This is a genomic window from Roseovarius gahaiensis (genome assembly GCF_011601345.1).
Classification (GTDB): Bacteria; Pseudomonadota; Alphaproteobacteria; order Rhodobacterales; family Rhodobacteraceae; genus Roseovarius; species Roseovarius gahaiensis.
Genome location: NZ_JAAORB010000001.1, coordinates 202,903 through 226,066, shown reverse-complemented (window position 1 = coordinate 226,066; position 23,164 = coordinate 202,903). Strand labels below are relative to the sequence as shown.

Here is a 23,164-nt window from a genome sequence, read left to right as displayed (position 1 = left end):
TCCAGTTTAGCTTTCCACAATCTCGTCACCACCTTCGGCGGTGCCGGGCGGCATCTCGAATTCCAACCCGTGCGAGGCGCGCACCTTGTCCTCGATCTCAAGCGCGATCCGGGTGTTTTCTTTCAGGAAAGTCTTGGCATTTTCACGGCCTTGGCCAATGCGCTCGTCACCGTAGCTGAACCAGCTTCCCGATTTGTCGACCACACCGGCCTTGACGCCCAAATCCAGCAATTCGCCGGTTTTCGAGATGCCTTCGCCATACATGATGTCAAATTCAACCTGCTTGAAGGGCGGCGCCACCTTGTTCTTGACCACCTTGACCCGGGTCTGGTTGCCAACCACCTCGTCGCGGTCCTTGACCGAGCCGATGCGGCGAATGTCCAGTCGGACCGAGCTGTAGAATTTCAAAGCGTTGCCGCCAGTGGTGGTTTCGGGGCTGCCAAACATGACGCCAATCTTCATCCGAATCTGGTTGATGAAAATCACCGTGCATTTGCTGCGGCTGATCGATCCGGTCAGCTTGCGCATCGCTTGACTCATCAGGCGGGCCTGCACACCGACACTGCTGTCGCCCATATCGCCTTCCAGTTCCGATTTCGGCGTCAGTGCGGCGACCGAATCGACCACCACCATGCTGACCGCGCCTGAGCGCACCAAAGTGTCGACAATCTCCAACGATTGTTCGCCAGTGTCGGGTTGCGAAATCAGCAATTCGTCCAGATCAACCCCCAGCTTGCGGGCATAGATCGGATCCAGCGCATGCTCGGCATCGACAAAGGCGCAGACGCCGCCTTTTTTCTGTTCTTCGGCCACGCAATGCAGCGTCAGCGTTGTTTTCCCCGAGCTTTCGGGGCCATAAACTTCGACGATACGCCCCTTGGGGATGCCGCCGATCCCAAGCGCGATATCCAACCCCAAAGAGCCAGTCGACGTGGATTCGATATCCGCAATCGGGTTGTCGCCGCCCAGTTTCATGATCGAGCCCTTGCCAAATTGGCGCTCGATCTGTGCAAGGGCACTGTCCAGCGCCTTTTGCTTGTCCGCGTTTTTTTTGCTGTCCATCGTCAAAAGATCTGCCGTTGCCATTGAATTCGGTCCCTTATTTCACACCCGCCTTCGGGCAGCAATCACTGCGTTTGTTCACGTCATGTTCTCATTACCTATGCAGACAAAATGAGAACATTTCAAGAAAATTGTTTACAACACCACTTTTGCCCATAGCGATTAACAAGTAGTTTACGGCGACCGCCAAAGTGCGAAACGTTATCGGATCGAGTGCGACATGCTTTTGTTCTCAAAGGCAAAACTTGTGCTGCTCTGCGTGCCCAAGACCGGCACCACCGCCTATCAGACAGCGCTTGGCCCCCATGCGGCGATGGTCGTCCGCGATCCGCCCGAGCTGAAACATGCGCCGGTGTTTCGGTATAACCGCTTCTATCGGCCGGCATTGGAAAAGTTCATCGGTACGCCTTTGGATATTGTCGCCGTGATGCGTGAGCCCGTGGATTGGTTGGGCAGTTGGTATCGCTATCGCCGACGCCCCTTTACCAAGGGACAACGCACTTCGACCCATGACGTGACATTTGATGAATTCATCGACGCCTACACACGCGGCGACAAACCGCCCTTCGCCAATGTCGGATCACAGGCCAAGTTTCTGGAACCGCAAAAAAACGGCACAGCCGTTACGCATCTGTTTCGCTATGACGATCAAGACGGCTTGCGCAAGTTTCTGCAGGACCGTCTGGGCGTGACCTTCGACACGGGTCGCGAAAATGCCTCGCCCGACATGTCGCTGGCGTTGAGCGCCGAGACCGAAACAAAACTGCGCCGCAAATGCGCGGATGAGTTCACCTTGTGGGAGGGGATCGGCGAGAATGGCGCCTATCGCCCCTTGCCCGCACCCTGAACACAGGCCAGCGCCCTGTCACGACATCTGTCGCTGCACGGTTTCCGTGAGTTCCGTCAATGAAAACGGCTTGGGCAGGAAAACCGAGTTCGGAATTGCTTTTTGCACATCCCCAAAGGTTTCTTGCGCGTAGCCTGAGACAAACACCACATGCACGTCGGGCCGATTTTTCAATGCCTCCTGCACCCAGCTTGGGCCATCTATACCGGGCATCACCACGTCGCTTACGAAGACATCCACCTTCAAATCAGGATCATCCAGCAACTCTAGCGCCTCTTCTGCGGCCTCGGCCTCCAGCACGGTGAAACCGCGCAACTGCAAGGCCCGGCTGGCGAAGGCGCGCACTGGCGCCTCATCCTCGACCAGCAAAACAACACCATCAGCCCGGCCTGATCCAAGTTCTCTTTCCTTGGGGGCGGGGGCAGTATCCCGAGGGGTCTCATGCACCGGCAAAAGAAGTTGAAATGTCGTGCCTGTGTTTGGCTGGCTTTCGGCAAAGATAAAGCCCCCGGTTTGCTTGATGATGCCATAGGCGGTGGACAGGCCCAGCCCGGTGCCCTCGCCGGTGCGTTTGGTCGTGAAGAACGGCTCGAATACCTTTTGAAGCTTGTCAGCCGCAATACCGACACCGGCATCAATGACCTTGACCGACACGTAGCGCCCCGGCGCGACCACAGCCCGGTCGCGGCGCATCGGTTCGTCAAGTGTCAGGTTCTCGGTGACAATGCGAATCTCGCCCCCCTCCGGCATGGCATCACGGGCATTGACCACCAGGTTCATCAGCACCTGTTCCAACTGCCGCTTATCGGCGCGGATCGTGTCCAGCATCGGATCGTGACTAAGCGTCAGCGTCACCTTTTCGCCGACCAGCCGGTTCAAAAGATGGGTCAGATCGGCCAGCATATCCCGCATGTCCATGACCTGCGGCAGCAAGGTCTGTTTGCGGGAATAAGCCAGCAATTGGCTCACAAGCGCGGCAGCGCGGTTTGCATTCTGGCTGATCTGCATCAGGTCGGCGTAATCCGGATCGCCCTGATCGTGACGCAGCAACAAAAGATCGCAATGCCCCGAGATCGCCGTCAGCAGATTATTGAAATCATGCGCAACTCCCCCGGCCAATTGGCCGATCGCCTGCATTTTTTGGCTTTGAACAAACTGGGCCTCTAGCGATTTCAGCTTTGTTGCGTCGTTGAGAACGGCAATCAGAACAGGTTCACCATCCTCGACCACACGGCTCAACGTGACCTGCGCGAACACTTCTTTGTCGTCGCGCCGCACCCGCATGAATTCGGAATGCACGTCGCCACGCCCGGCCGCCGCGTCGTCCAACCAGTCACTGATCGACCGCCCCAACCCTTCCAACATGTCGCCCAAGGGGTGACCCACACACTCGGTCACACCCAACAGATCCCGCGCCGGACGGTTCGAGAGTTCCACGACGCCAAGGCGCCCCAGCTTCAACAACGGCACGGGCAATTCATCGAAAAAAGCCCAGCCGTCGATTTGTGATGCATCCGCGCCAAAATCGGGCAACAGGAACACTTCACGTCGCGCGGCCATCCCCTCCAACGCGACAACAAGGCAAGACACTATGCCGTCCTTGGTCAAAATCGGGTTGGCCTGCCCCGGACGCAGCGGCAGTTGCGGGCACAGGCGATCCAATGACCGCACCCGCTCACCGACAAGGTGCCGCGCCGCCGCATTCATCGAAAGAACGGTATCCTTGCGGCCAACCGTCAGCATTGGAAGCGACACCGTATCGGCCCCGGCAAGCACACGATCAGACGCGCTTTCGATACGCCACAGATAGGTGCCATCCCCGATATGATGAACGGACAGGCGCAAATGCCCCCGGCCCGTCACCAAATCTTCATGCGCCGCGCCCGTGCTTTCGGCGCGGCTTTGCAGGCGAAAGAGGATCGGGCCCGGGTTGGCCAGATCCGCCCGCAAACATCCGGCCAGCGTTTCACAGGTGTCGGACATGCCGTAATCGGCCAAAACGGCGTGGGTTGCAGGGTTTTGATAGAGGATCGATCCATCAGCCTTGGCGACAACGGATGGGATCGCGTCGGCCTGTAGCATCTGTGCATACCAGCCCTGCCCTTGCGCCGCCGCGTTCGATCTGGCCGCCACTACAAGCCACAAGGACGTGGCCAACAAGGTGCCCGCAACCAACACCAAGATGACCTGTGCCAAGTGCAGCGTCACGGCCCAGCCTAACCCGCCGAAAATCAAGGCCGCCAGCGCGATCAGGCCCGCATGCGGCCGCAGGGTGACAACACCGCGCCGCATCGGCATGGATTGCATCATGTCTGCCATCCGGCCCGTCTCCTGCCTCGCCATCGGTTCTCGGCAAGACTGTCCGAAAAACCTTAAGCGAGACTTAATGACAGCCAGATCAACACGTCAAGGTTGCATGCAGAATCTAATTAACGCGAAAAGGTAGATAAATAGAACCCATCTCCCACCGCACTGACGGACCATCGGCGGCGGTCTGTCTCGTGCCAGTCGTGATGTCGCGCGACAAAGCCGTCGCTCTGCGCCTCGTTCTCGGGCCGAAACAGCGAGCAGGTGGCATAGGCCAGCCGCCCACCGGGGGCAACCAGGGCTTGGGCGCGATCAAGAATTTCGGCCTGAATCGCGCATAGTTCGTCAAGGCGTTCGGGGGTCAGCCGCCACTTGGCGTCAGGCGCACGCCGCCATGTGCCACTGCCGGAGCACGGCGCGTCGCACAGCACCAGATCAAAGGGACCATGCGCCGCCAACTGGTCGCCAGATAGCTGCGCGATCTGCACACCGGCCCGCTGTGCGCGCGGCGTCAGATCCGCCATCCGCGCGGGCTCGGCATCATGGGCAAACCAATGCCCCTCCGCACGCGCCGCAAGGGCCAAGATCTTGCCGCCGCCACCTGCACAATAGTCCAGAACCTTGGCACCGGGAGGCAGGTCAAGCGCCTCCATCGCGGCTTGGCTTGACCCGTCTTGCACTTCGACCAGACCTGTTTGATACGGCTGAGTTTGCATGACGCGCCGCGCACCTTCGATGACGATCAGCCCGTGGCCCCCCCCCTCGACCGGTTCAACTTGAACACCGCTTTTGTCTAATTCTTCAATCGCTTGCGGCACGGTGCTCAGGCGCGCGTTGACGCGCAGAACCACGGGGGCGCGAGTGCGCAGCGCCAAGGCAGTCCCTTCAGCCTCGGGGCCCAAAGCCGCGTGGAACAACGGCAGTTGCCAATCAGGCAGGTCAAGCCTGTCGGCATCGGCAACCGGCGCGGCTCCGGCCTTGACTTCATCTAAATTCAGAGGGTTTGGCGCATGGCCTTGCCCGGTGAAAATCTCGGCCGGGTTCAGCCCTTGGTCGCGCAGCGCTCCCAGCATCAGGCCACGGCCGGTCGCCGCACCGCCCAAGCAGGCATACGACCGCCAACAGCGCAGCGCCTGAAACACATGATCGCGCACCGCCGCCCGGTCCTTGGACCCGGCAAACCGCGAACGGCGCGCCCAACTGGTCAGGGCGCGTTCAGCCGGGGTGCCGGTGGCGATGTCGTCCAGCAGTTCGATTGCGGCCTGCACCCGCGCCGCGGGGGTCATGCCATAACCTCAGCTTCGCACTGCAATAGACTGAAATTGCGCAACTTATCCAATTCGGTAATTCGGGCTTTCACGGGTAATTTGCACGTCGTGCACATGGCTTTCCTTCAGCCCGGCACCGGTGATCCGCACGAATTTGCAATCGTGCCGCATCTCTTCCACCGTGGCGCAGCCGGTATACCCCATGGCGGCCCGCAGCCCGCCCACCAACTGATGCAAGACATTGCTCGCCGAGCCTTTGTAGGCCACCTGACCCTCGATGCCTTCGGGCACCAGTTTGTCGCTGGCGGCGTCCTTCTGGAAATAGCGGTCGGCACTGCCGCGCGCCATCGCGCCAAGGCTGCCCATGCCACGATACGCCTTGAACGAGCGGCCCTGATACAAGATCACCTCACCGGGGCTTTCATCCGTGCCAGCCAGCATCGAGCCGACCATGGCACAGGACGCGCCTGCTGCAATCGCCTTGGCGAAATCACCGGAAAACTTGATGCCGCCATCGGCGATCACCGGCACATCCCCCGCTGCCGCCACACAATCCATCACTGCGGTCAGTTGCGGCACACCGACACCGGCCACCATGCGTGTGGTGCAAATGCTGCCCGGGCCAATACCAACCTTGATCGCATCCGCGCCCGCATCAATCAGTGCGCGCGTCGCTTCGGCCGTGGCCACGTTACCGGCGACCACCTGCACCTCGCTGGACAGGGCCTTGGCCCGCGCCACGGCATGGGCCACACCTTCGGAATGGCCATGCGCGGTATCGATCACCACCAAGTCGACCCCGGCATTCACCAGTGCCTCGGTACGCTCAAACCCGGCATCGCCCACGGTCGAGGCCGCAGCGACCCGCAAACGCCCAAGGCCATCTTTGCAGGCCGTTGGGTTCAGCACGGCCTGCTCGGTGTCTTTCAGCGTCAGCAGCCCGGTCAGCTTGCCTGTGCCATCGGTCACCAGCAGTTTTTCAATCCGCCGCGCCTTCATCAGGCTTTTGGCTTCGTCGCGATCAGCAGGTTCTTGCAAGATGGCAAGATTTTCGCTGGTCATCATCACCCGCACGGGTGTTGCATCGTCTTCGGCAAAGCGCATGTCGCGGTTTGTCACGATGCCAACCACGCGGCCATCTTCATCAACCACCGGAAAGCCGGTCACGTTGTAGCGGTCTTGCAGGGCTTTGGCATCGGCCAGTGTCTGATCGGCCCGCAGGGTGATCGGGTTATAGACGATCCCCGATTCAAACCGCTTGACGCGGCGCACTTCCTTGGCCTGCTCATCGACGGTCAAGTTACGGTGAATAACCCCGATCCCGCCCAATTGCGCCATGCAGATCGCCATGGCGCTTTCGGTCACGGTATCCATGGCCGAGCTCATCAGAGGAATATTGAGGTCAATAGACTGGGTGACGCGCGTCCGCGTGTCGGCTGTGCTGGGCAGCACGCTCGACTGGGCGGGGACAAGCAGAACATCATCGAAGGTCAGGGCCTCACGAATCTCCATCACGTTTCTCCATGGACAGATCGTTTGGCACGTCCCTATTACATGCATGCGGTCAAATGGAAAGGGGGCGTGAACGCCTGCTGACGATTTGCCGCCCTCTGCTTGCGTCCTGTCCCCCGTGGTGCAATGCAGCCTGCGCAGCCGCAAAGGCGCGACTCTAACGGTCTATCTTGTCCGACGGCGTGTCCGGCTCGGGCACGGGGTCGTGGCCGCACGCCCCCCAAGGGTTGCAACGCGCAATCCGCTTGGCGGCCAGCCAGCCACCTTTCAGCCCGCCGTGTTTCTGCAAGGCCTCCAACGCGTATTGGCTACAGGTTGGGTGATACCGGCAATGATAGCCCACCCAAGGTGACAGGATCAGCCGATACGCCTTGATCGGCCAAGACAGGATATGGGCAAGCGGTGTCATGTCTTGATCTGGTGCAAGCGGCTCAGCGCATAACGCAGATCATTTTTCAGAGCCTCGAAGGGCCGTGATGCGGTGGCCTCGGCCCGCCCGATCAGGACGTAGTCAAAGCCTTTTCGCCCTGCCTCGGGCAAGACCGCGCGCGCGGCTTCGCGCAGCCGTCGCTTGGCCCGGTTTCGGGCCACGGCGTTGCCGACCTTTTTTGAACAGGTGAACCCGACCCGGATCGTCGGATCTTCATCGCGCCGGTCGCGGGCTTGCACCATCATAGAGGCGGTGCCCTGCCGACGAGCTTGCGCCGCCCGCAAAAAGTCGGGGCGCTTTGTCAGTGTCTTAATGCATACGGAAACCGCCGGTGGCTGTATCCCCGGTGTGTGATCGGGAGCCTCCGGCGGTGTCATAGCCGTTGTCCTGAGATCGTGGCTTACGCGCTCAGATCCTTGCGGCCACGTGCACGGCGCGCATTCAGGATTTTGCGGCCAGCTTTGGTGGCCATACGTGCGCGAAAGCCGTGGCGGCGCTTGCGAACGAGGTTCGAGGGTTGGTAGGTGCGTTTCATCGCTCCGTCTCCGGTCTTTGCGGGGCGGCACCGCATGGAATCGCGGCCAGCCCGGTATCTGTTCGAAGCCCGCTCTATAGAGGCCCCTTTTGCCCAAGTCAAACCCAGCCGGGATGTTTTGCAACAATTTCCAGCCCACGTGGCGCATCCCCATGTTGCAAACGGGTGCAAAGCTGTCGCTCTTGGACCGAAACCATCACTCTGTATCACCCCCGCGTGAGGCCTCTGGTCAGGGGCCGCTTATCCGCGCATGTTAGCGGCAATTGTAACAATCAGCCCAAGGCGGCGCGAGATGACAGATATGCCACATTCCAAGAAACCAACGCTTTGGCGCCACGCGCCACTGGCCGCGATCGTTGTGGTGGCGATCGTCGGGTCGTTCACGCTGAGCGATTATTTTACCTTCGATACGCTTCAGTCGAACCGCGATGCGCTGCTGGCCTTTCGCGATGCGAATTTTCTGGGAATGGTCGCTTTGTTTATCACGATCTACGTGGTGATTGTGGCCTTTTCCCTGCCGGGGGCATCCGTCGCCTCGGTGACCGGGGGTTTTTTATTCGGCCTGACACTGGGAACGGTGTTCAACGTGATCGCCGCCACCCTTGGGGCCTGCGCGATTTTTCTGGCGGCCCGGTGGGGGTTGGGCAAAACCCTTGCCGCCAAGATTGACGCCTCTGACGGGACCATGAAGAAACTCAAGGCCGGCCTGCATGAAAATGAAGTCAGTGTGCTTTTCCTGATGCGCCTTGTGCCTGCCGTGCCGTTCTTTGTGGCCAATCTGGTGCCGGCGCTGGTCGGTGTCCGCTTCACGAATTTCGCCATGACGACCCTGTTTGGTATCATCCCCGGTGCCATCGTCTTTACCTGGATCGGTGTCGGCGTCGGCGAGGTGTTTGACCGCGGCGAACGCCCCGATCTGTCGCTTTTGTGGGAGCCTCAGATTATCGGCCCCATCCTTGGCCTGTGCGTTCTGGCCGCCATGCCGATCTTCATCAAGGCCGTGCGCGGCAAAAAGGAACTCTGAGCCATGACCAACAAGATCAAAACAGACCTGCTGGTGATCGGCGCAGGCTCTGGCGGATTGTCTGTGGCCGCGGGGGCCGCGCAGATGGGGGCGGATGTGACCCTGCTGGAAGGCGGCAAGATGGGCGGCGATTGCCTGAACTATGGCTGCGTCCCGTCAAAAGCCCTGATCGCCAGCGGCAAAGCCGCCCATGCGCAAGCCAATGCCAGCCCATACGGCGTGGCCGATGTGGTGCCGCAGGTCGATTATGCGAAAGCCAAGGATCATGTCCGCGACGTGATCGCCCAGATCGAACCGCATGACAGCCAAGACCGGTTTGAAGGCCTTGGCGTGCGGGTCATCCGCGACTATGGGCAGTTCATCTCGGACACCGAGGTGCAGGCCGGCGATCACGTGATCCGCGCGCGGCGCATCATCATCGCCACCGGCTCATCCCCCTTGGTGCCGCCCATTCCGGGGCTGAAAACCGTGCCCTATGACACCAACGAAACGCTGTTTGACCTGCGCGACAAGCCGGACCACCTGCTGGTGATCGGCGGCGGCCCGGTCGGCATGGAAATGGCGCAGGCGCATCGCAGGCTTGACTGCAAGGTCACGGTGATCGAAGGCATGAAAGCGCTCGGCAAAGATGACCCGGAAACCGCCAAAGTGGTTCTGGACGCGCTGCGCGGCGAAGGCATCGACATCGTCGAAAACGCCTCGGCCAGCGAAATTCGGGGCAGCCACGGCGCGATCGAGGTGGAAACCAAGGATGGCCGCGTCTTCAAAGGCAGTCACCTGTTGATGGCCGTGGGCCGCAAGCCGAATATCGACCGCCTGAACCTAAAGGCAGCGGGTATTGAAACCACCCGCAGCGGGATCAAGGTGGATGCGGCCCTGAAAACCACAAATCGCCGCGTTTACGCCATTGGCGACGTGGCCGGTGGTCTGCAATTCACCCATGTTGCGGGCTATCATGCGGGGATCATAATCCGTTCGGCCCTGTTCGGCCTGCCTGCCAAAGCCAGCACTGCGCATATTCCTTGGGCCACGTACACGGCCCCGGAACTGGCACAGGTCGGCCTGACCGAAGCGCAGGCGCGCGACGCGCATGGCGACACGCTTGAGGTCGTCCGCTTTCCCTTTGCACAAAACGACAGGGCCATTGCCGAACGCCACACTGCCGGTCTGATCAAGGTGATGGTGGTGCGCGGCCGCCCCGTTGGCGTGTCGATTGCAGGCGCACAGGCCGGCGAATTGATCAACCTTTGGGCGCTCGTGCTGGCCAATGGCCTGAAAATGAAACATGTTGCAAACATGGTTGCGCCCTACCCCACGATCGGTGAAATCAACAAGCGGGCGGCGGGGGCCTATTTCTCACCGCGGCTGTTTGATAACCCTAAGGTGAAAACAATCGTGGGGCTGGTGCAGCGCTGGCTTCCCTGAAGGGCACAAGACAACATGCGGGTGCTGAATTCTCTTTCCGGGCGTTTTTTGATCCTGACCGTCGTGTTCGTGATGCTGGCGGAAATCCTGATTTTTGTCCCTTCCATTGCACGCTTTCGCGAAGATTTCCTGAACGCGCGGCTGGATCGCTCGCAGATTGCCTCCCTTGCTTTGCTGGCCAGCGATGAGATCAGCGATGACCTGCAAAAAGAGCTGTTGCAGAACGCTGGCGTGTTCAACGTGGTCTTGCGCCGGAATGAATCGCGGCAACTGGTGTTGTCCTCGCCGATCCCCGAGCCGGTCACCACTACATTTGATATGCGCAATGCCACGGCGTTTGAGTTGATCCGAGACGCCATGGCCCGGTTGGCCACCCCCGAGCCGCAGGTGATCCGCGTGATGGGAGAGCCGTCGCGCATGGCGGGATTGTTGATCGAGGTGACGTTGGACACATCCGATCTACGCGCAGCGATGATTGATTACGGATTGCGCATTCTGCTGCTATCGGCTGTCATCTCGGCCGTGACGGCGTTGCTGCTGTTTTTGGCGGTGCAGCGGTTTCTTGTGAAACCGATCAAACGGGTTGTGGGCCACATGCAATCCTACGCCGCCGCCCCCGAGGATGCGCGCCGGGTGATCACCCCATCCGCCGGCGTGACCGAGCTGCGCGAAGCCGAGGAAACCCTGCAATTGATGCAAACCCAATTGACCCGCGCCCTAAAGCAAAAGGAAAGGCTGGCCCAACTGGGCGGCGCGGTCGCCAAGGTCAGCCATGATTTGCGCAACATCCTGACCTCGGCACAACTGTTCACCGACCGTATCGAATTGAGCGAGGATCCAGCCGTCAAGCGTATGGCGCCCAAACTGGTCAATTCGATCACCCGCGCGGTGCATCTGTGCGAAACCACGCTGGCCTATGGCAAAGCCGAAGAACCGGGCCCGCGCCTGTCCCGGGTTCACTTGGCGGATGTCATCAGCGACGTGATCGCCAGCGAGCGTTTGTCAGTGGAGGATGGGCAGGTCAGCTTTTCCGAGGATATCCCCGCTTCGCTGACCATCCGCGCCGATGCCGAGCAGCTTTATCGCGTCATCGCAAACCTTGTGCGCAACGCCAGACAGGCCATCGTGAGCGCCGGGCAGCCCGGCGAAATTAACATTTCGGCAACCGATACCGACGATGATTGGATCATCCAAATCAGCGACACAGGCCCCGGCCTGCCGGAAAAGGCCCGCGAGCATCTGTTCAAACCCTTTCAGGGCGGCGTGACCAAGGGCGGAACCGGTCTTGGTCTGACCATCGCGCAGGAATTGGTCCGTGGTCATGGCGGCGAACTGACGCTGGAACGCAGCGACCAGACAGGAACCGTCTTCACAATCACCCTGCCCCGCGGAGGTGTAGAATAAGTTTCAGATTTTTGACACTCCCCCCCTTGCATTGTCCCGCGACAAAGTCTAATTCCCGGCGTCACGGACCGATAGCTCAGCTGGATAGAGTACCTGACTACGAATCAGGGGGTCGGGGGTTCGAATCCTCCTCGGTCCGCCACTTACCCCTACATGTACTTGAAAATACTGAATGAATTGGATTGCGTTGCGCGCCCATTTGCGGCGTTGATGGCCATGGTCCGCTCGGTTTGACCAAACCCATGCTCGAACCGATTGCTGGTATCCGCGACGCCCTGTCCGATCTGGGCCAAGCCACACCCAAGCAACTTGCCCATACCTTCAAACGCACCCGCGCCAAGACAGTGCAGACCCGTCTGGACGGCATGACCGCCCTTGGCCTTGCCATGCAATCCGACGCCAGCGCGTCTCACGCCCGCACACTGATATTCGCATACCGGCGGGATGATCTGCACATCCGGCCCATCGTCGCTTCAAAGGCCAAGTCTTGAAATCAACCACGCACTCCAATCATCTGGACATCTGAACCATTCAGTTTACTCTCGGCTTCAACTGCGAAAGGCGAAAGGCGCTGATATGGAATTGACGGTGGATAACGTCACGCAAAGCCTTGATATCGAACCCGACATGCCGCTTTTGTGGGTGCTGCGCGACGAATTGGGGCTGACCGGTGTGAAATACGGCTGCGGCATCGCGCAATGCGGGGCTTGCACCGTGCAAATCGATGGCGCTGCCGTGCGCGCGTGCCAGACGCGTGTCGGGGATGTTTGGGGACCGGTGATCACGATCCATGGCTTGGGAACGCCTGACGCCTTGCACGCGGTTCAGGCGGCGTGGGTCGACCATCAGGTGGCGCAATGCGGCTACTGTCAATCTGGGCAGATCGTGCAGGCCGCCGCGCTTTTGGCGCAAACGCCCGATCCGTCATACGAGCAGATCAACGACGCGCTGAGCGGAAACCTGTGCCGATGTGGCACCTACCCACGTCTCCGCGCCGCTGTAAAAACCGCCGCCGCCAAGCTGCGCGAGGCGCCGGAATGAGCCGCGCCGGAAAAATCGCCCGCCGGACTTTTCTGATCGGGTCTGCCGCCATGGCGGGGGGCGTGGCCTTTGGCGTGGTGATGTACAAACGCCCGCACCACAACCCGTTGCTGGACACTTTGGGCAAGGACGCGGCCGCGCTGACGCCCTACGTGCTGATCACGCCGCAGGGCATCACCCTAATCACGCCGCGCGCCGATCTGGGCCAAGGGGCCTATCACCTACAGGCGGCCTTGATCGCCGAAGAGTTGGACGTGTCCCTGGATCAGGTCACGGTCGATCCCGGCCCACCAAGCCCGGCCTATTACAACACCGCCCTGTCGGGCGATGCCGTGCCCTTTGCCGCCACCGATGACGGCTGGATGGCTGAGACCGCGCGCGCGGTGGCGGACGTGCCGATGAAGCTCTTTGGCATCCAAGTCACCGGCGGTTCGACCACCGTGCCGGATGCGTGGGACAAACTGCGCCATGCCGGGGCCGTGGCGCGTGAAACGCTCAAGGCGGCGGCAGCGGCGCAAACAGGTCACAACGCCGATGATCTGCACACAGAGAACGGGGCGGTGATTTTACCCGATGGCACCCGCCTGCCCTATACCGATTTGGTGGATACCGTCGCGCAGACCGATCCTGTCACCGATGTCACGCTCCGCGACCCATCTGAATGGCGGCTGGTCGGGCACAACATGCAACGTCTGGACATGGTCGCCAAATCGACCGGCACACAGGCCTACGGAATTGATGTTGAGCTGGAGGGCATGCTGCACGCGGCGGTGCGCACAAACCCCCGGCAAGGCGGCACATTGCGCGGGTTCGACGCGTCAGAGGCCGAAACCATGCGCGGCGTGCACAAGGTTATCGCCATTCCCGGCGGTGTTGGTGTTCTGGCCGACAACACATGGCGCGCCATGCAAGCGGTGAACGCGGTTAAGATCGAATGGGATGAGACAGACCTCTATCCCGCCGCGATGGACGACCATTGGCGCATTCTGGCCGATAGTTTTGATGCAGCTTCTCGCGACAGCCGTTTCAAAGACGAGGGCGATGTCGAGGCCACCCTCGCCGCAACAGACGCCGTGCAGGCCGAGTATCGCGCGCCCTATCTGGCCCACGCCCCGCTTGAGCCGGTGAACGCCACGGTCCTGGTCACCGATGCCCGCGTCGATGTCTGGACCGGCACGCAGATACCACGGTTTGTGCAGGATAACGTGGCGCAAATCACCGGGCATGATGCGGATGACGTGCATGTACATGGGCAGGTGATCGGCGGCAGCTTTGGCCACCGTCTGGAAGATACCGTCGTGCGGCAAGCGGCGCACTTGGCGCGTGCGGTCAAAGGCACGCCTGTCAAACTGACCCTGTCCCGCGAAGAGGATATGATGCACGATTTCCCGCGCCAGATTGCCATGGCACGAGGGCGCGGCGCGGTCGCCGACGGTCAGGTGACAGCGTTTGACCTAGGGCTTGCCATGCCTTCGGTTCTAGCGTCACAGCTTGGCCGTCAGGGGCTACCCGCGGCAGGCCCTGACCTTCAGATCGTGGCCGGCGCATGGGATCAGCCGTTTGCCATCCCCGATTACCGCGTCACCGGCTACCGTGCCCAAGGGCTGGCCCCGGTCAGCTCGTGGCGCTCGGTCGGGGCATCGACCAACGGGTTCTTTCATGACAGCTTCCTTGACGAACTGATCCACGCCGCAGGGGCCGATCCGCTGGAAGAACGCTTGAGACTGTGCAACCACGCCCCGTCCCGCAAGGTGCTGGAGGCCGTGGGCGAGATGTCCGATTGGGGTAAGCCGTTGGCTGAGGGACAAGGGCGCGGGGTGGCCTATTGCCTGTCCTTCGGCGTGCCCTGCGCCGAGGTGGTCGAGGTCACCGACACAGCTGATGGTATACGCATCGACAAGGTCTTTGTCGCCGCCGAGGTCGGGCGGGTCATCGACCCGGTGAATTTCGAAAATCAGGTTCAGGGCGGTGTGATTTGGGGCCTTGGCCACGCGATCATGTCCGAAATCACCTATTCCGAAGGTCGCGCGACCCAAGATAATTTCGACAGCTTCCCGTTTCTGCGTCTCTACCAATGCCCGCAGATTTCCGTGCGCGGATTGGAAAACGACAGCGCCGTGCGCGGGGTTGGCGAACCGCCCGTGCCCCCCGCCGCCCCTGCCCTTGCCAACGCAATTTTTGCGGCCACGGGCAAACGGCTGCGCGAGATGCCGTTCAACAAGCACGTTGTTTTCGTCTGACACCTTCGGCCAAGGCCGCATCGCCTTTGACAGCGCCCCCGTCGCAGGTTATCTGAACACATGTTCATTTAAACGATCGGAGACCGCCATGCGCATGACAGACACTGCCGCGATCATCACCGGGGGCGCCTCTGGCTTGGGCGAGGCCACAGCCCGCCATTTTCGCGATCAGGGCGCGCAGGTCACCATTCTGGACCGCGACAGCGCCCGCGGCGAAACGGTCGCCCACGAGATCGGCGCGACATTCGTGGAAACCGATGTGACGGATGAGGCATCGGTGCAACATGCGGTGGCAACGGCCAACGCGCAAATGGGCAAGATTACCGCTGCGGTGAACTGTGCCGGGATTGCCACCGGCGAAAAGACCCTTGGCAAAAACGGGCCACATGATCTGGAGGCCTTCCGCCGCACCATCGACATCAATCTTGTGGGCAGCTTCAACGTCGCGCGGCTGGCCGCGGCCGAAATCGCCAAGAACGCGCCCGGCCCAAATGGCGAGCGGGGCGTGATTATCAACACCGCCTCCATCGCCGCGTTCGACGGACAAAAGGGCCAAGCGGCCTATGCCGCGTCGAAAGGCGGGATTGCGGGCCTGTCATTGCCCATGGCGCGGGATTTGGCCCGCGACGGCATCCGCGTGATGGCCATCGCACCCGGCATTTTTCTGACCCCGATGATGCAAGGTTTGCCGCAAGAGGTGCAGGACCAGTTGGCCCAAGACGTGACGTTTCCCAAACGTCTGGGCGATCCGGCGGAATACGCAGCACTGGCGCGGTTTATCGTCGAATGCGATTACCTGAACGGCGAGGTGATCCGGCTGGATGGAGCCTTGCGCATGCAATAAAGGTGTCGATCAGATGGCACCCTCGGTCTCGATCTTCAGGTCGTGACCGCAATGTTTGCAGAAAATCGCATCTACGTCATGCTTGATCAGCCCGCATTCCGGGCATTTATGTTTGACCTTGGTGGGGGAAAAAATCGCGCGGGCCAGTTGTAGGAACAGGCCTACGCCGACAACCATGATGCCGACGGACAGCAGCCTGCCCAATGGTGTCGTCATGGTGATGTCGCCAAATCCCGTGGTGGTCAGCGTCGCAACCGTGAAATACAAAGAGTCAATGTAGCTGTCCAAACCCGGCTCGTCGCCGCCACGCAACACCTGCACAAGCGCGGTCATGGCGAATATGAACACCAGCAGGTTGACAGCCGCCAGAATGGCATCCTCATGACGGCGGAAAAACAACGAGTCCCGCCGCAGATCCTTGAGCAGATAATAAGAATGGATCAACCGCAGGGCCCGCAGAACGCGCAACACCGCCAGCCCCTGCCCGATAAATGGCGCCACCAGCAGGGAAAACAGCACGACGACATCCACAATCACGTAAATCTGTCGCATCATGCGCGTTCGATTTTCCGAAATCCAGAACCGCATCGCCAAGTCGAGGACAATCACAAAAGCAATGACAGCATCCGCTGCAATCAGCGCCGGCGTCAGTTGCATAGTCGCAGTGGCCAGAAAAAACGCGATTGTAAGCACATCGAAAATCAACAGGCCGTAGCGAAATCGCGTGGCCCGTTTGCTGCGACCTTCGTATAAAAGCCTGATCTTGTCTTTCAGCGGTCTGTCACTGGCCATCGACGTTTACACCTTACTTGCACAGCCGCACGATAGCCAAACGACACCAATTGGCAAGATCATGCACCCTTTTCGGCCTTTTCTTCAAGTCGCAACCACTCGTCCTCGGCCTCTTGCAAGGCCGTTTGCCGCGCGGTCAGCGCCTCGGTCGCTTTCTTGAATTTCACCGGCTCTCGGGTGAACAAGTCGGGGTCGGCCAACAACTGTTCCAGTTTCGCAATCTCGGCCTCCAGTCGCTGCATGTCTTGGGGCAGTGCCTCAAGCCGGTGTTTTTCGGTGAACGACAGGCCGGAGGCCTTTGTTTGCTTTGGCTTTTCGCCGGATACCGCCTCGGCAGAAGGTGAGGCTGACGTGGTCGATTTCGATATCGTGTCAGGGTTATCGGTGCCTCGCTGCGCGCGGTAATCGCTCCAGCCGCCGGCATAGACCGTCGCACGCCCGTCCCCTTCCATCGCGATGGTCGTGGTGGCCACGCGATCCAGAAAATCGCGGTCGTGGCTGACCAAAAGGACCGTGCCGTCGAAATCGTCCAACAATTCCTGAAGCAGATCAAGGGTTTCGATATCCAGATCGTTGGTCGGCTCATCCAGCACCAAAAGGTTGCTTTCCCGCGCCATCAGCTTGGCCAGCAACAACCGTGCCTTTTCGCCGCCCGACAGTGATTTAACCGGCGCGCGCACTTGCCGTTCGTCGAACAGAAATTCCTTGAGGTAGCCAACCACATGCTTGGGCTGTCCGCGCACCATCACCTGATCGGCCTGCCCTGATACGCGCATGTCCTTGTCGCCGGTCAGACTGTCCCAAAGCGTCATTTCCGGGTCCAACTGCGCGCGGGATTGATCGAACACGGCAGGCAACAGATTGGTGCCATGCTGCACGGTGCCCTGATCAGGCTCGATCTCTTTCATCAACAGCTTGAGCAAGGTCGTTTTGCCCACGCCGTTCGGCCCGACAAAGGCCACCCGTTCGCCGCGCTGAATACGGATCGAGAAATCACGCAGGATGCAGTTGCCTTCGTAAGACTTTGAAATCTCGGTCGCTTCGATCACACGCTTGCCGGATTTCGGTGCCGCAGCCAGATCCATGGCCGCCGCCCCTTGGCGTTTGATCTGCGAGGCGCGTTCGGCGCGCAGATCTTGCAGGTTGCGCACCCGGCCCTGATTGCGCTTGCGGCGCGCGCTGATGCCTTCAACGGCCCACCGGGCCTCGGCCTTGATCTTGCGGTTCAGCTTGTGGCGGGCTTGGTCCTCGTCTTCCCAAACCTTGTCGCGCCAAGCTTCGAAATCGGCAAAGCCCTTTTCCTGTCGGCGGATGACACCGCGGTCGATCCAAAGCGTTGCGCGTGTCAGCTCGCGCAGGAATGCGCGGTCGTGGCTGATCAGAACAAACCCGGTTCGGGTGTTTTTCAACTCGGCCTCAAGCCATGCAATCGCTTCGATGTCCAAATGGTTGGTCGGCTCGTCCAACAGCATCAATTCCGGCGCCTCGGCCATCAGCTTGGCCAGGGCGGCGCGGCGGCGTTCTCCGCCCGATGCGGTGGCCACCGGCGTATCGGGTTTGAATTTCAGCCCTTCCGCCGCCATTTCCACGCGATAGGTTTCGCCCGCATCAAGGCCACTGGCGGCAAACTCGCCCAAGGTGGAAAACCCCGACATGTCGGGATGCTGGTCCATATACCCTACGCTGGCACCGGGCGGCACGGTGCGATGGCCCGAATCCGCTTCGACCAGCCCGGCCATGACCTTCATCAAGGTCGATTTGCCCGAGCCATTGCGCCCGACAAGCGCGACGCGGTCGCCCGGTTGCACCACAAGCGAGACCTTGTCAAAGATCGGGTTGCCACCGAAGGTGAGTGAAATATCGGATAATTGAAGAAGAGGTGCACGTGCCATGGCTGCGAGCTATCTTGCGCCCCGCACGCCGTCAAGCACCACCGTGGCCACAGTGGCCCCTAACTGCGTGACGGACCAGTCCGCCGCCCCTATTGCGCCACGGCGCGCAACAACCTTTTGCGTGCTGGTGGGATTGCGGCAATCTCCAGTCCGGTGAACACGTGCAAGGTGTTCAAGTGCCTGTCGATCACGGCATGATCGCTGACCCAACCGCCCATCATAAGATAGGTGCGCAAAAGCGGCGGCATCGCAAGCATGCTGCGTTTTACATCCGGCTTGGCCCGGCGCAAGCGGTGGGCAAAGCGGACCACAGACGGCGATTTCACACGCGGCAGCCAGCGGCGCGGCGCGATATGCCGTGCCGCCAGCATGGTCAACGCATCGCGATGTTTGCCAGCATCCGCCCCGTGAAATGACGAACACCCGAACAAAAGCTCGACGCTATGGTCGTCGACAAAGCGCGTCATCGCCCCCCAAGCCACACGCAGAATATCAGGATCGTTCACATCAGGGGCGATGCAGAACCGGCCCATTTCCACCATTGGCCCCTGAAACTGCGCCAAGGCCGACAATTCATAAAACTGCGCGGAATAGCTGCGCCCGATATCGCCGCCGTCCCGAAGGGCAAGCATCCGAAAGCAACACACCAAACGCCCGCCTTCGACCTCTTCGATCAGAACATGGGTGCAAACCTCGTCGAACGGATCCTCATCCAACAGGCTGGCGTCGCTGTCTGCGCCCGCAAGGAAGGCCGTGGCGCGCAACCTTTGTGCCGAAGTCAGATCAGCCTTGTCCTGCGCGATGCGCGCGCGATACCGCCCTTTGCACAATGCCGACATTCCAACGCCCTTTCATGACGATCACAAATCGTATGTGGGGCCGTTGAAACACGCAATATGTGACAGGGGTTTGTCGCGGATCAGTTGAACATCTGGGAAGGGTCGATATTTCCGAAATTGCCCAAAATCTGACGCAAGAACCCGTTATCCATCACCGACGAGTCGGTGACACGGCGCGACAGCGGCACGATATTGCCATCCTCAAGCGCGAATCGCTCGATGTTGGCAATCGTGTCATCTTCGGCAAAACTGATCGCAAGAACCTGCCGTTCGATCACTTCTGGGCGATACATCCCATATTCACGAACCCGACTGCGCACGTAGTAATAATCGCCGTCATTCAGCATACCCGCCACGGACGGTGTGCCAATCACATCGTCCACGGTGGCCCGTGTATCAACGCCGACAACCAACTGTTGCAGGTCTTCCTCAAGCGGGACATAACCGTGGTTCTGGTAAGTGGCCGAGCAGGCCGTGAGGGCAACGAAACCTAATACGGCCATGACGCCGCGTGTTCGCTTTATGATACCAATCATGTCCACCCTCTTGATCTTGGCTCGAGATGCCTTTTATCCCGCTTACAACAAGGTGGGCTACCGGTTCAAGAAAGGAACACATCGCTTTGACGAATGACAGCAGCCAGACAAAGACGGCATATCGCATATCAGAGCTATCCGCCGGACGCCCGACCACGTTCGAATTACGCCCCGGCAAACCGCAAATGGAGCGGATCGCCTACGAATTGCGGCTTGAGGCCCTGCGCAAATTGTCGTTCGTCGGCACCATCACATCCGAAGGCAAACGCGATTGGCGCCTTGATGCAAAGCTGGGGGCGACGGTTGTGCAACCCTGCGTCGTCACATTGGCCCCGGTGACAACACGGATCGACACGCCCGTTGAAAGGGTCTTTGTCACTGATATGCCCGACATCAAGACAACGGACGACGTTGAGATGCCCGAGGATGATACGCTTGAACCCCTTGGCAATGTGATCGACCTGACCGCCGTGATGACCGAGGCACTGGCCCTTGCTCTGCCAGACTACCCGCGCAGCAGCGAGGCACAGTTGACGCAAACAGAATTCACACCACCGGATGCCGAACCGATCCGCGAAGAAGAAACCAAACCGTTCGCGGGCCTTGCCGCGCTCAAGGACAAGCTCGACAAAGATCAGTGAGCCAAAAAACCACTTGCCCTTGTGCCGATTCACTGTATTTTCGCGCTCTCATCGGAATTTGGGGTTGAACCGGCGGCTCGGTACGGATTAAGAGCCGCGGACACTCGTGAAACAGGGCCGATTGGCCCACAGGAAATTGAGGTTGCGACATGGCTGTCCAACAGAACAAAGTCTCGAAATCGCGCCGCAACAATCGCCGCGCTCATGACTCGCTGGTTGCGGGCAACCCGAACGAATGCCCCAACTGTGGCGAACTGAAGCGTCCGCATCATGTTTGCTCGGCTTGTGGCCACTACGCAGATCGCGAAGTTGTCGCGATGGCTGACGAAGTCGATCTGGACGAAGACGCAGCCTGAACATCGAAAGGGCGGGCGTCCGCATGACCGCAGGAACGCAAAATTCTGTCGCGGGTGCCGGACGCACCATTATCTCTGTAGATGCCATGGGCGGCGACAAGGGACCGGCAACTGTTGTTGCCGGGATCTCCCATTCCGCAAAGAAAAACCCCGATTTGGGGTTTATTCTACATGGCCCGCGCGCCGAGCTTGAGCCTTTGGTGGCCAAACGCCGCAATCTGGCGGGCCGCTGCGAAATCCGCGACGCTGCAGAAATCGTCAAGATGGAAGACAAACCCGCCCATGTTTTGCGGCATGGACGGGACACGTCTATGTGGTCGGCGCTCGAATCGGTGCGCAACGGCGAGGCGCGCGTTTGCGTGTCCTGCGGCAATACCGGTGCCCTCATGCTGTTGTCGGTGGTGCGGCTGCGCAAACTCAAAGGCATCTATCGCCCCGCGATCGGTGTGCTCTGGCCGTCAAAGAATCCGCAGGGTTTCAATATCATGTTGGATGGTGGCGCGGACATACGCGCCGATGCCAAAGACCTGATGCAGTATGCCCTGATGGGCACGTCTTACGCCCGCAACGGTTTTGGTCTGACCCGACCCCGCGTCGGACTTTTGAATGTTGGCACCGAAGAACACAAAGGCCGCGCCGAGCTGAAAGAGGCGTTTGACCTGATCGCAGCCAACGCCAAACATTCGGATTTCGAGTTTGTGGGCTTTGTCGAAGGCCGCGATCTACCCGGCACGCGCTGTGATGTCATCGTCACCGACGGGTTTACCGGCAATGTCGCGCTGAAAACCGCCGAGGGGATCGCCACGCTGTTTTCAGACCTTTTGCGCGAAGCGTTCCAGTATTCTTTCTTGTCGCGGTTCGCATCCGTCTTGGCCTATCCCTCGCTACGGCGCCTCAAAAAGCGCATTGACCCCCGGCGCGCCAATGGCGGCGTTTTTCTGGGGCTCAACGGAACAGTCGTGAAATCGCACGGCGCGGCAGATGCCACGGGGGTTTCGGCTGCGGTAAAACTCGCATTCGAATTGGCACAGTCAGGTTTTACTGAAAAGCTTGCCGCGCGGGTTGCATCCGCCACGATGCTTGACCAAGATGGCGAGACTGACAACTCAGACAATGGTGACTCTGAATGACGCTGCGCGCTGTCGTGGAAGGCGTCGGGCATTATCTGCCTGACAGAATTGTGCCGAACTCGGAGTTTGAAAAAACCCTTGATACGTCGGATGAATGGATTCGGACGCGCTCGGGCATTGAGCGGCGGCATTTCGCAGCCGACGGTCAAACCACCTCGGAACTGGCCAGCAACGCGGCCCGCGCGGCCTTGGAACACGCCGGGCTGACGATTGACGATATTGACGGCATCATCATCGCCACCTCGACACCCGATCTGACATTCCCCGCGGTTGCCACCATGGTTCAGCAGGATCTGGGGATGACCCGTGGTTTTGGCTTCGACGTGCAGGCTGTTTGCGCCGGGTTCGTCTATGCGCTGACCAATGCGAATGCGCTGATCCTCGCCGGACAAGCCAAACGCATTCTGGTGATTGGCGCGGAAACCTTCAGCCGGATCATGGACTGGACCGACCGCTCGACCTGCGTTTTGTTCGGCGACGGGGCCGGCGCATTGGTTCTGGGCGCGCAAGACGGGGCCGGGGACAACAGCGACCGGGGCATTTTGTCGGCCGACCTGAATTCCGACGGGCGCTATCGCGATATGTTGTATGTCGATGGCGGGGTGTCATCGACCGGCACCGCGGGCAAGCTGCGCATGCAAGGCAACCCGCTGTTCCGTCAAGCCGTTGAAAAACTGACCTCAACCGCCGACACCGCGCTTGAAAAGGTCGGGCTTCAGGGAACGGATTTGGATTGGATCGTGCCGCATCAGGCGAATATCCGGATCATCCAAGGCACAGCCAAGAAAATGGGCCTGTCGATGGACCGGGTGATTGTCACGGTTCAAGATCACGGCAACACCTCGGCGGCGTCGATCCCTTTGGCAATGTCGGTCGGAGTCGAACAGGGCCGGATCAAGCAAGGTGATCTGGTTTTATGCGAGGCGATCGGCGGCGGGCTCGCTTGGGGGGCGGTCGTGCTGCGCTGGTAGCTTCATTTTCCGCGCAAACATCACGTGCCAAGTGGTTGAGATTGACTCGGAAATTCTTTCCGCCCTAA

The 23,164-nt window shown here is 60.1% G+C and carries 23 protein-coding genes and 1 tRNA gene; 13 read left to right on the top strand and 11 right to left on the bottom strand.

The features are described from left to right. Window positions 1-6: 6 nt before the first annotated feature. Entirely contained in the window at window positions 7-1,086 is a 1,080-nt protein-coding gene (gene recA, locus HAT86_RS01100; protein WP_167192741.1) for a recombinase RecA, read from the bottom strand. Window positions 1,087-1,282: 196 nt separating this feature from the next. Between recA and HAT86_RS01095 the strand changes: the two genes are divergently transcribed. After that, complete coding sequence (locus HAT86_RS01095) at window positions 1,283-1,909, top strand: gamma-glutamyl kinase (protein WP_167192740.1); 627 nt, start codon at window positions 1,283-1,285, stop codon at window positions 1,907-1,909. Between the two features lie 18 nt (window positions 1,910-1,927). Here HAT86_RS01095 and HAT86_RS01090 read toward each other — a convergent pair whose 3' ends face one another. The 6 genes from HAT86_RS01090 to rpmH all read right to left on the bottom strand — a co-directional run bounded on the left by HAT86_RS01090 (window position 1,928) and on the right by rpmH (window position 7,961). Beyond that, the gene (locus HAT86_RS01090; protein ID WP_408014978.1) at window positions 1,928-4,219 is read right to left on the bottom strand and encodes an ATP-binding response regulator; all 2,292 of its coding nucleotides are present in this window, start codon (window positions 4,217-4,219) and stop codon (window positions 1,928-1,930) included. Between the two features lie 119 nt (window positions 4,220-4,338). Beyond that, window positions 4,339-5,502 (bottom strand): RsmB/NOP family class I SAM-dependent RNA methyltransferase, encoded by a 1,164-nt coding sequence (locus HAT86_RS01085; RefSeq protein WP_167192738.1) that lies wholly within the window; start codon window positions 5,500-5,502, stop codon window positions 4,339-4,341. Window positions 5,503-5,547: 45 nt separating this feature from the next. Continuing rightward, window positions 5,548-6,996, bottom strand: a complete 1,449-nt coding sequence (gene guaB / locus HAT86_RS01080) for an IMP dehydrogenase (RefSeq protein WP_167192737.1) — start codon at window positions 6,994-6,996, stop codon at window positions 5,548-5,550. A 157-nt stretch (window positions 6,997-7,153) separates the two neighbouring features. Continuing rightward, window positions 7,154-7,405 (bottom strand): membrane protein insertion efficiency factor YidD, encoded by a 252-nt coding sequence (gene yidD / locus HAT86_RS01075; protein WP_167192736.1) that lies wholly within the window; start codon window positions 7,403-7,405, stop codon window positions 7,154-7,156. Then, on the bottom strand, window positions 7,402-7,803 hold the full coding sequence (rnpA, locus tag HAT86_RS01070; RefSeq protein WP_167192735.1) for a ribonuclease P protein component: 402 nt from the start codon (window positions 7,801-7,803) through the stop codon (window positions 7,402-7,404). Before rnpA ends, yidD begins: the two co-directional genes overlap by 4 nt. Before the next feature lie 23 nt (window positions 7,804-7,826). After that, complete coding sequence (rpmH, locus tag HAT86_RS01065; protein WP_090269000.1) at window positions 7,827-7,961, bottom strand: 50S ribosomal protein L34; 135 nt, start codon at window positions 7,959-7,961, stop codon at window positions 7,827-7,829. 292 nt (window positions 7,962-8,253) lie between these two features. On the opposite strand from rpmH, the gene HAT86_RS01060 reads away from it, so the two are divergent. The 8 genes from HAT86_RS01060 (at window position 8,254) to HAT86_RS01025 (ending at window position 15,939) form a co-directional block, all read left to right on the top strand. After that, window positions 8,254-8,985, top strand: a complete 732-nt coding sequence (locus HAT86_RS01060) for a TVP38/TMEM64 family protein (protein ID WP_167192734.1) — start codon at window positions 8,254-8,256, stop codon at window positions 8,983-8,985. Window positions 8,986-8,988: 3 nt separating this feature from the next. Further along, window positions 8,989-10,410, top strand: a complete 1,422-nt coding sequence (locus HAT86_RS01055) for a dihydrolipoyl dehydrogenase family protein (protein ID WP_167192733.1) — start codon at window positions 8,989-8,991, stop codon at window positions 10,408-10,410. Window positions 10,411-10,431: 21 nt separating this feature from the next. Next, complete coding sequence (locus tag HAT86_RS01050) at window positions 10,432-11,814, top strand: sensor histidine kinase (RefSeq protein ID WP_167192781.1); 1,383 nt, start codon at window positions 10,432-10,434, stop codon at window positions 11,812-11,814. Window positions 11,815-11,879: 65 nt separating this feature from the next. Continuing rightward, window positions 11,880-11,956: transfer RNA gene (locus tag HAT86_RS01045), tRNA-Arg, on the top strand. Between the two features lie 100 nt (window positions 11,957-12,056). Further along, window positions 12,057-12,305 carry a hypothetical protein gene (locus tag HAT86_RS01040; protein ID WP_167192732.1) on the top strand — a complete coding sequence of 83 codons (249 nt, stop codon included), beginning with the start codon at window positions 12,057-12,059 and terminating at the stop codon, window positions 12,303-12,305. Window positions 12,306-12,390: 85 nt separating this feature from the next. Further along, entirely contained in the window at window positions 12,391-12,855 is a 465-nt protein-coding gene (locus HAT86_RS01035; protein WP_167192731.1) for a (2Fe-2S)-binding protein, read from the top strand. Continuing rightward, window positions 12,852-15,095 (top strand): xanthine dehydrogenase family protein molybdopterin-binding subunit, encoded by a 2,244-nt coding sequence (locus HAT86_RS01030; protein WP_167192730.1) that lies wholly within the window; start codon window positions 12,852-12,854, stop codon window positions 15,093-15,095. Before HAT86_RS01035 ends, HAT86_RS01030 begins: the two co-directional genes overlap by 4 nt. Window positions 15,096-15,183: 88 nt before the next feature. Continuing rightward, entirely contained in the window at window positions 15,184-15,939 is a 756-nt protein-coding gene (locus HAT86_RS01025) for a 3-hydroxyacyl-CoA dehydrogenase (RefSeq protein ID WP_167192729.1), read from the top strand. 9 nt (window positions 15,940-15,948) lie between these two features. Here the strand turns inward: HAT86_RS01025 and HAT86_RS01020 are convergent, their stop codons facing one another. The 4 genes from HAT86_RS01020 to HAT86_RS01005 all read right to left on the bottom strand — a co-directional run bounded on the left by HAT86_RS01020 (window position 15,949) and on the right by HAT86_RS01005 (window position 19,998). Continuing rightward, on the bottom strand, window positions 15,949-16,731 hold the full coding sequence (locus HAT86_RS01020; RefSeq protein WP_167192728.1) for an ion channel: 783 nt from the start codon (window positions 16,729-16,731) through the stop codon (window positions 15,949-15,951). 59 nt (window positions 16,732-16,790) lie between these two features. Next, window positions 16,791-18,623 carry an ABC-F family ATP-binding cassette domain-containing protein gene (locus tag HAT86_RS01015; RefSeq protein ID WP_167192727.1) on the bottom strand — a complete coding sequence of 611 codons (1,833 nt, stop codon included), beginning with the start codon at window positions 18,621-18,623 and terminating at the stop codon, window positions 16,791-16,793. Window positions 18,624-18,712: 89 nt separating this feature from the next. Continuing rightward, a complete protein-coding gene (locus HAT86_RS01010; RefSeq protein WP_167192726.1) occupies window positions 18,713-19,462 on the bottom strand; it encodes a GNAT family N-acetyltransferase in 750 nt (249 codons plus the stop codon). A gap of 80 nt (window positions 19,463-19,542) precedes the next feature. Further along, complete coding sequence (locus HAT86_RS01005) at window positions 19,543-19,998, bottom strand: outer membrane protein assembly factor BamE (RefSeq protein ID WP_167192725.1); 456 nt, start codon at window positions 19,996-19,998, stop codon at window positions 19,543-19,545. 86 nt (window positions 19,999-20,084) lie between these two features. Between HAT86_RS01005 and HAT86_RS01000 the strand changes: the two genes are divergently transcribed. The 4 genes from HAT86_RS01000 (at window position 20,085) to HAT86_RS00985 (ending at window position 23,096) form a co-directional block, all read left to right on the top strand. Then, the gene (locus tag HAT86_RS01000; protein ID WP_231125774.1) at window positions 20,085-20,639 is read left to right on the top strand and encodes a YceD family protein; all 555 of its coding nucleotides are present in this window, start codon (window positions 20,085-20,087) and stop codon (window positions 20,637-20,639) included. Window positions 20,640-20,788: 149 nt separating this feature from the next. Beyond that, window positions 20,789-20,995 (top strand): 50S ribosomal protein L32, encoded by a 207-nt coding sequence (rpmF, locus tag HAT86_RS00995; RefSeq protein ID WP_167192723.1) that lies wholly within the window; start codon window positions 20,789-20,791, stop codon window positions 20,993-20,995. A 23-nt stretch (window positions 20,996-21,018) separates the two neighbouring features. Further along, window positions 21,019-22,125: a phosphate acyltransferase PlsX gene (gene plsX, locus HAT86_RS00990; RefSeq protein ID WP_167192722.1), complete on the top strand. Its 1,107-nt coding sequence runs from the start codon at window positions 21,019-21,021 to the stop codon at window positions 22,123-22,125. Further along, window positions 22,122-23,096 carry a beta-ketoacyl-ACP synthase III gene (locus HAT86_RS00985; RefSeq protein ID WP_167192721.1) on the top strand — a complete coding sequence of 325 codons (975 nt, stop codon included), beginning with the start codon at window positions 22,122-22,124 and terminating at the stop codon, window positions 23,094-23,096. Before plsX ends, HAT86_RS00985 begins: the two co-directional genes overlap by 4 nt. Window positions 23,097-23,164: the final 68 nt, after the last annotated feature.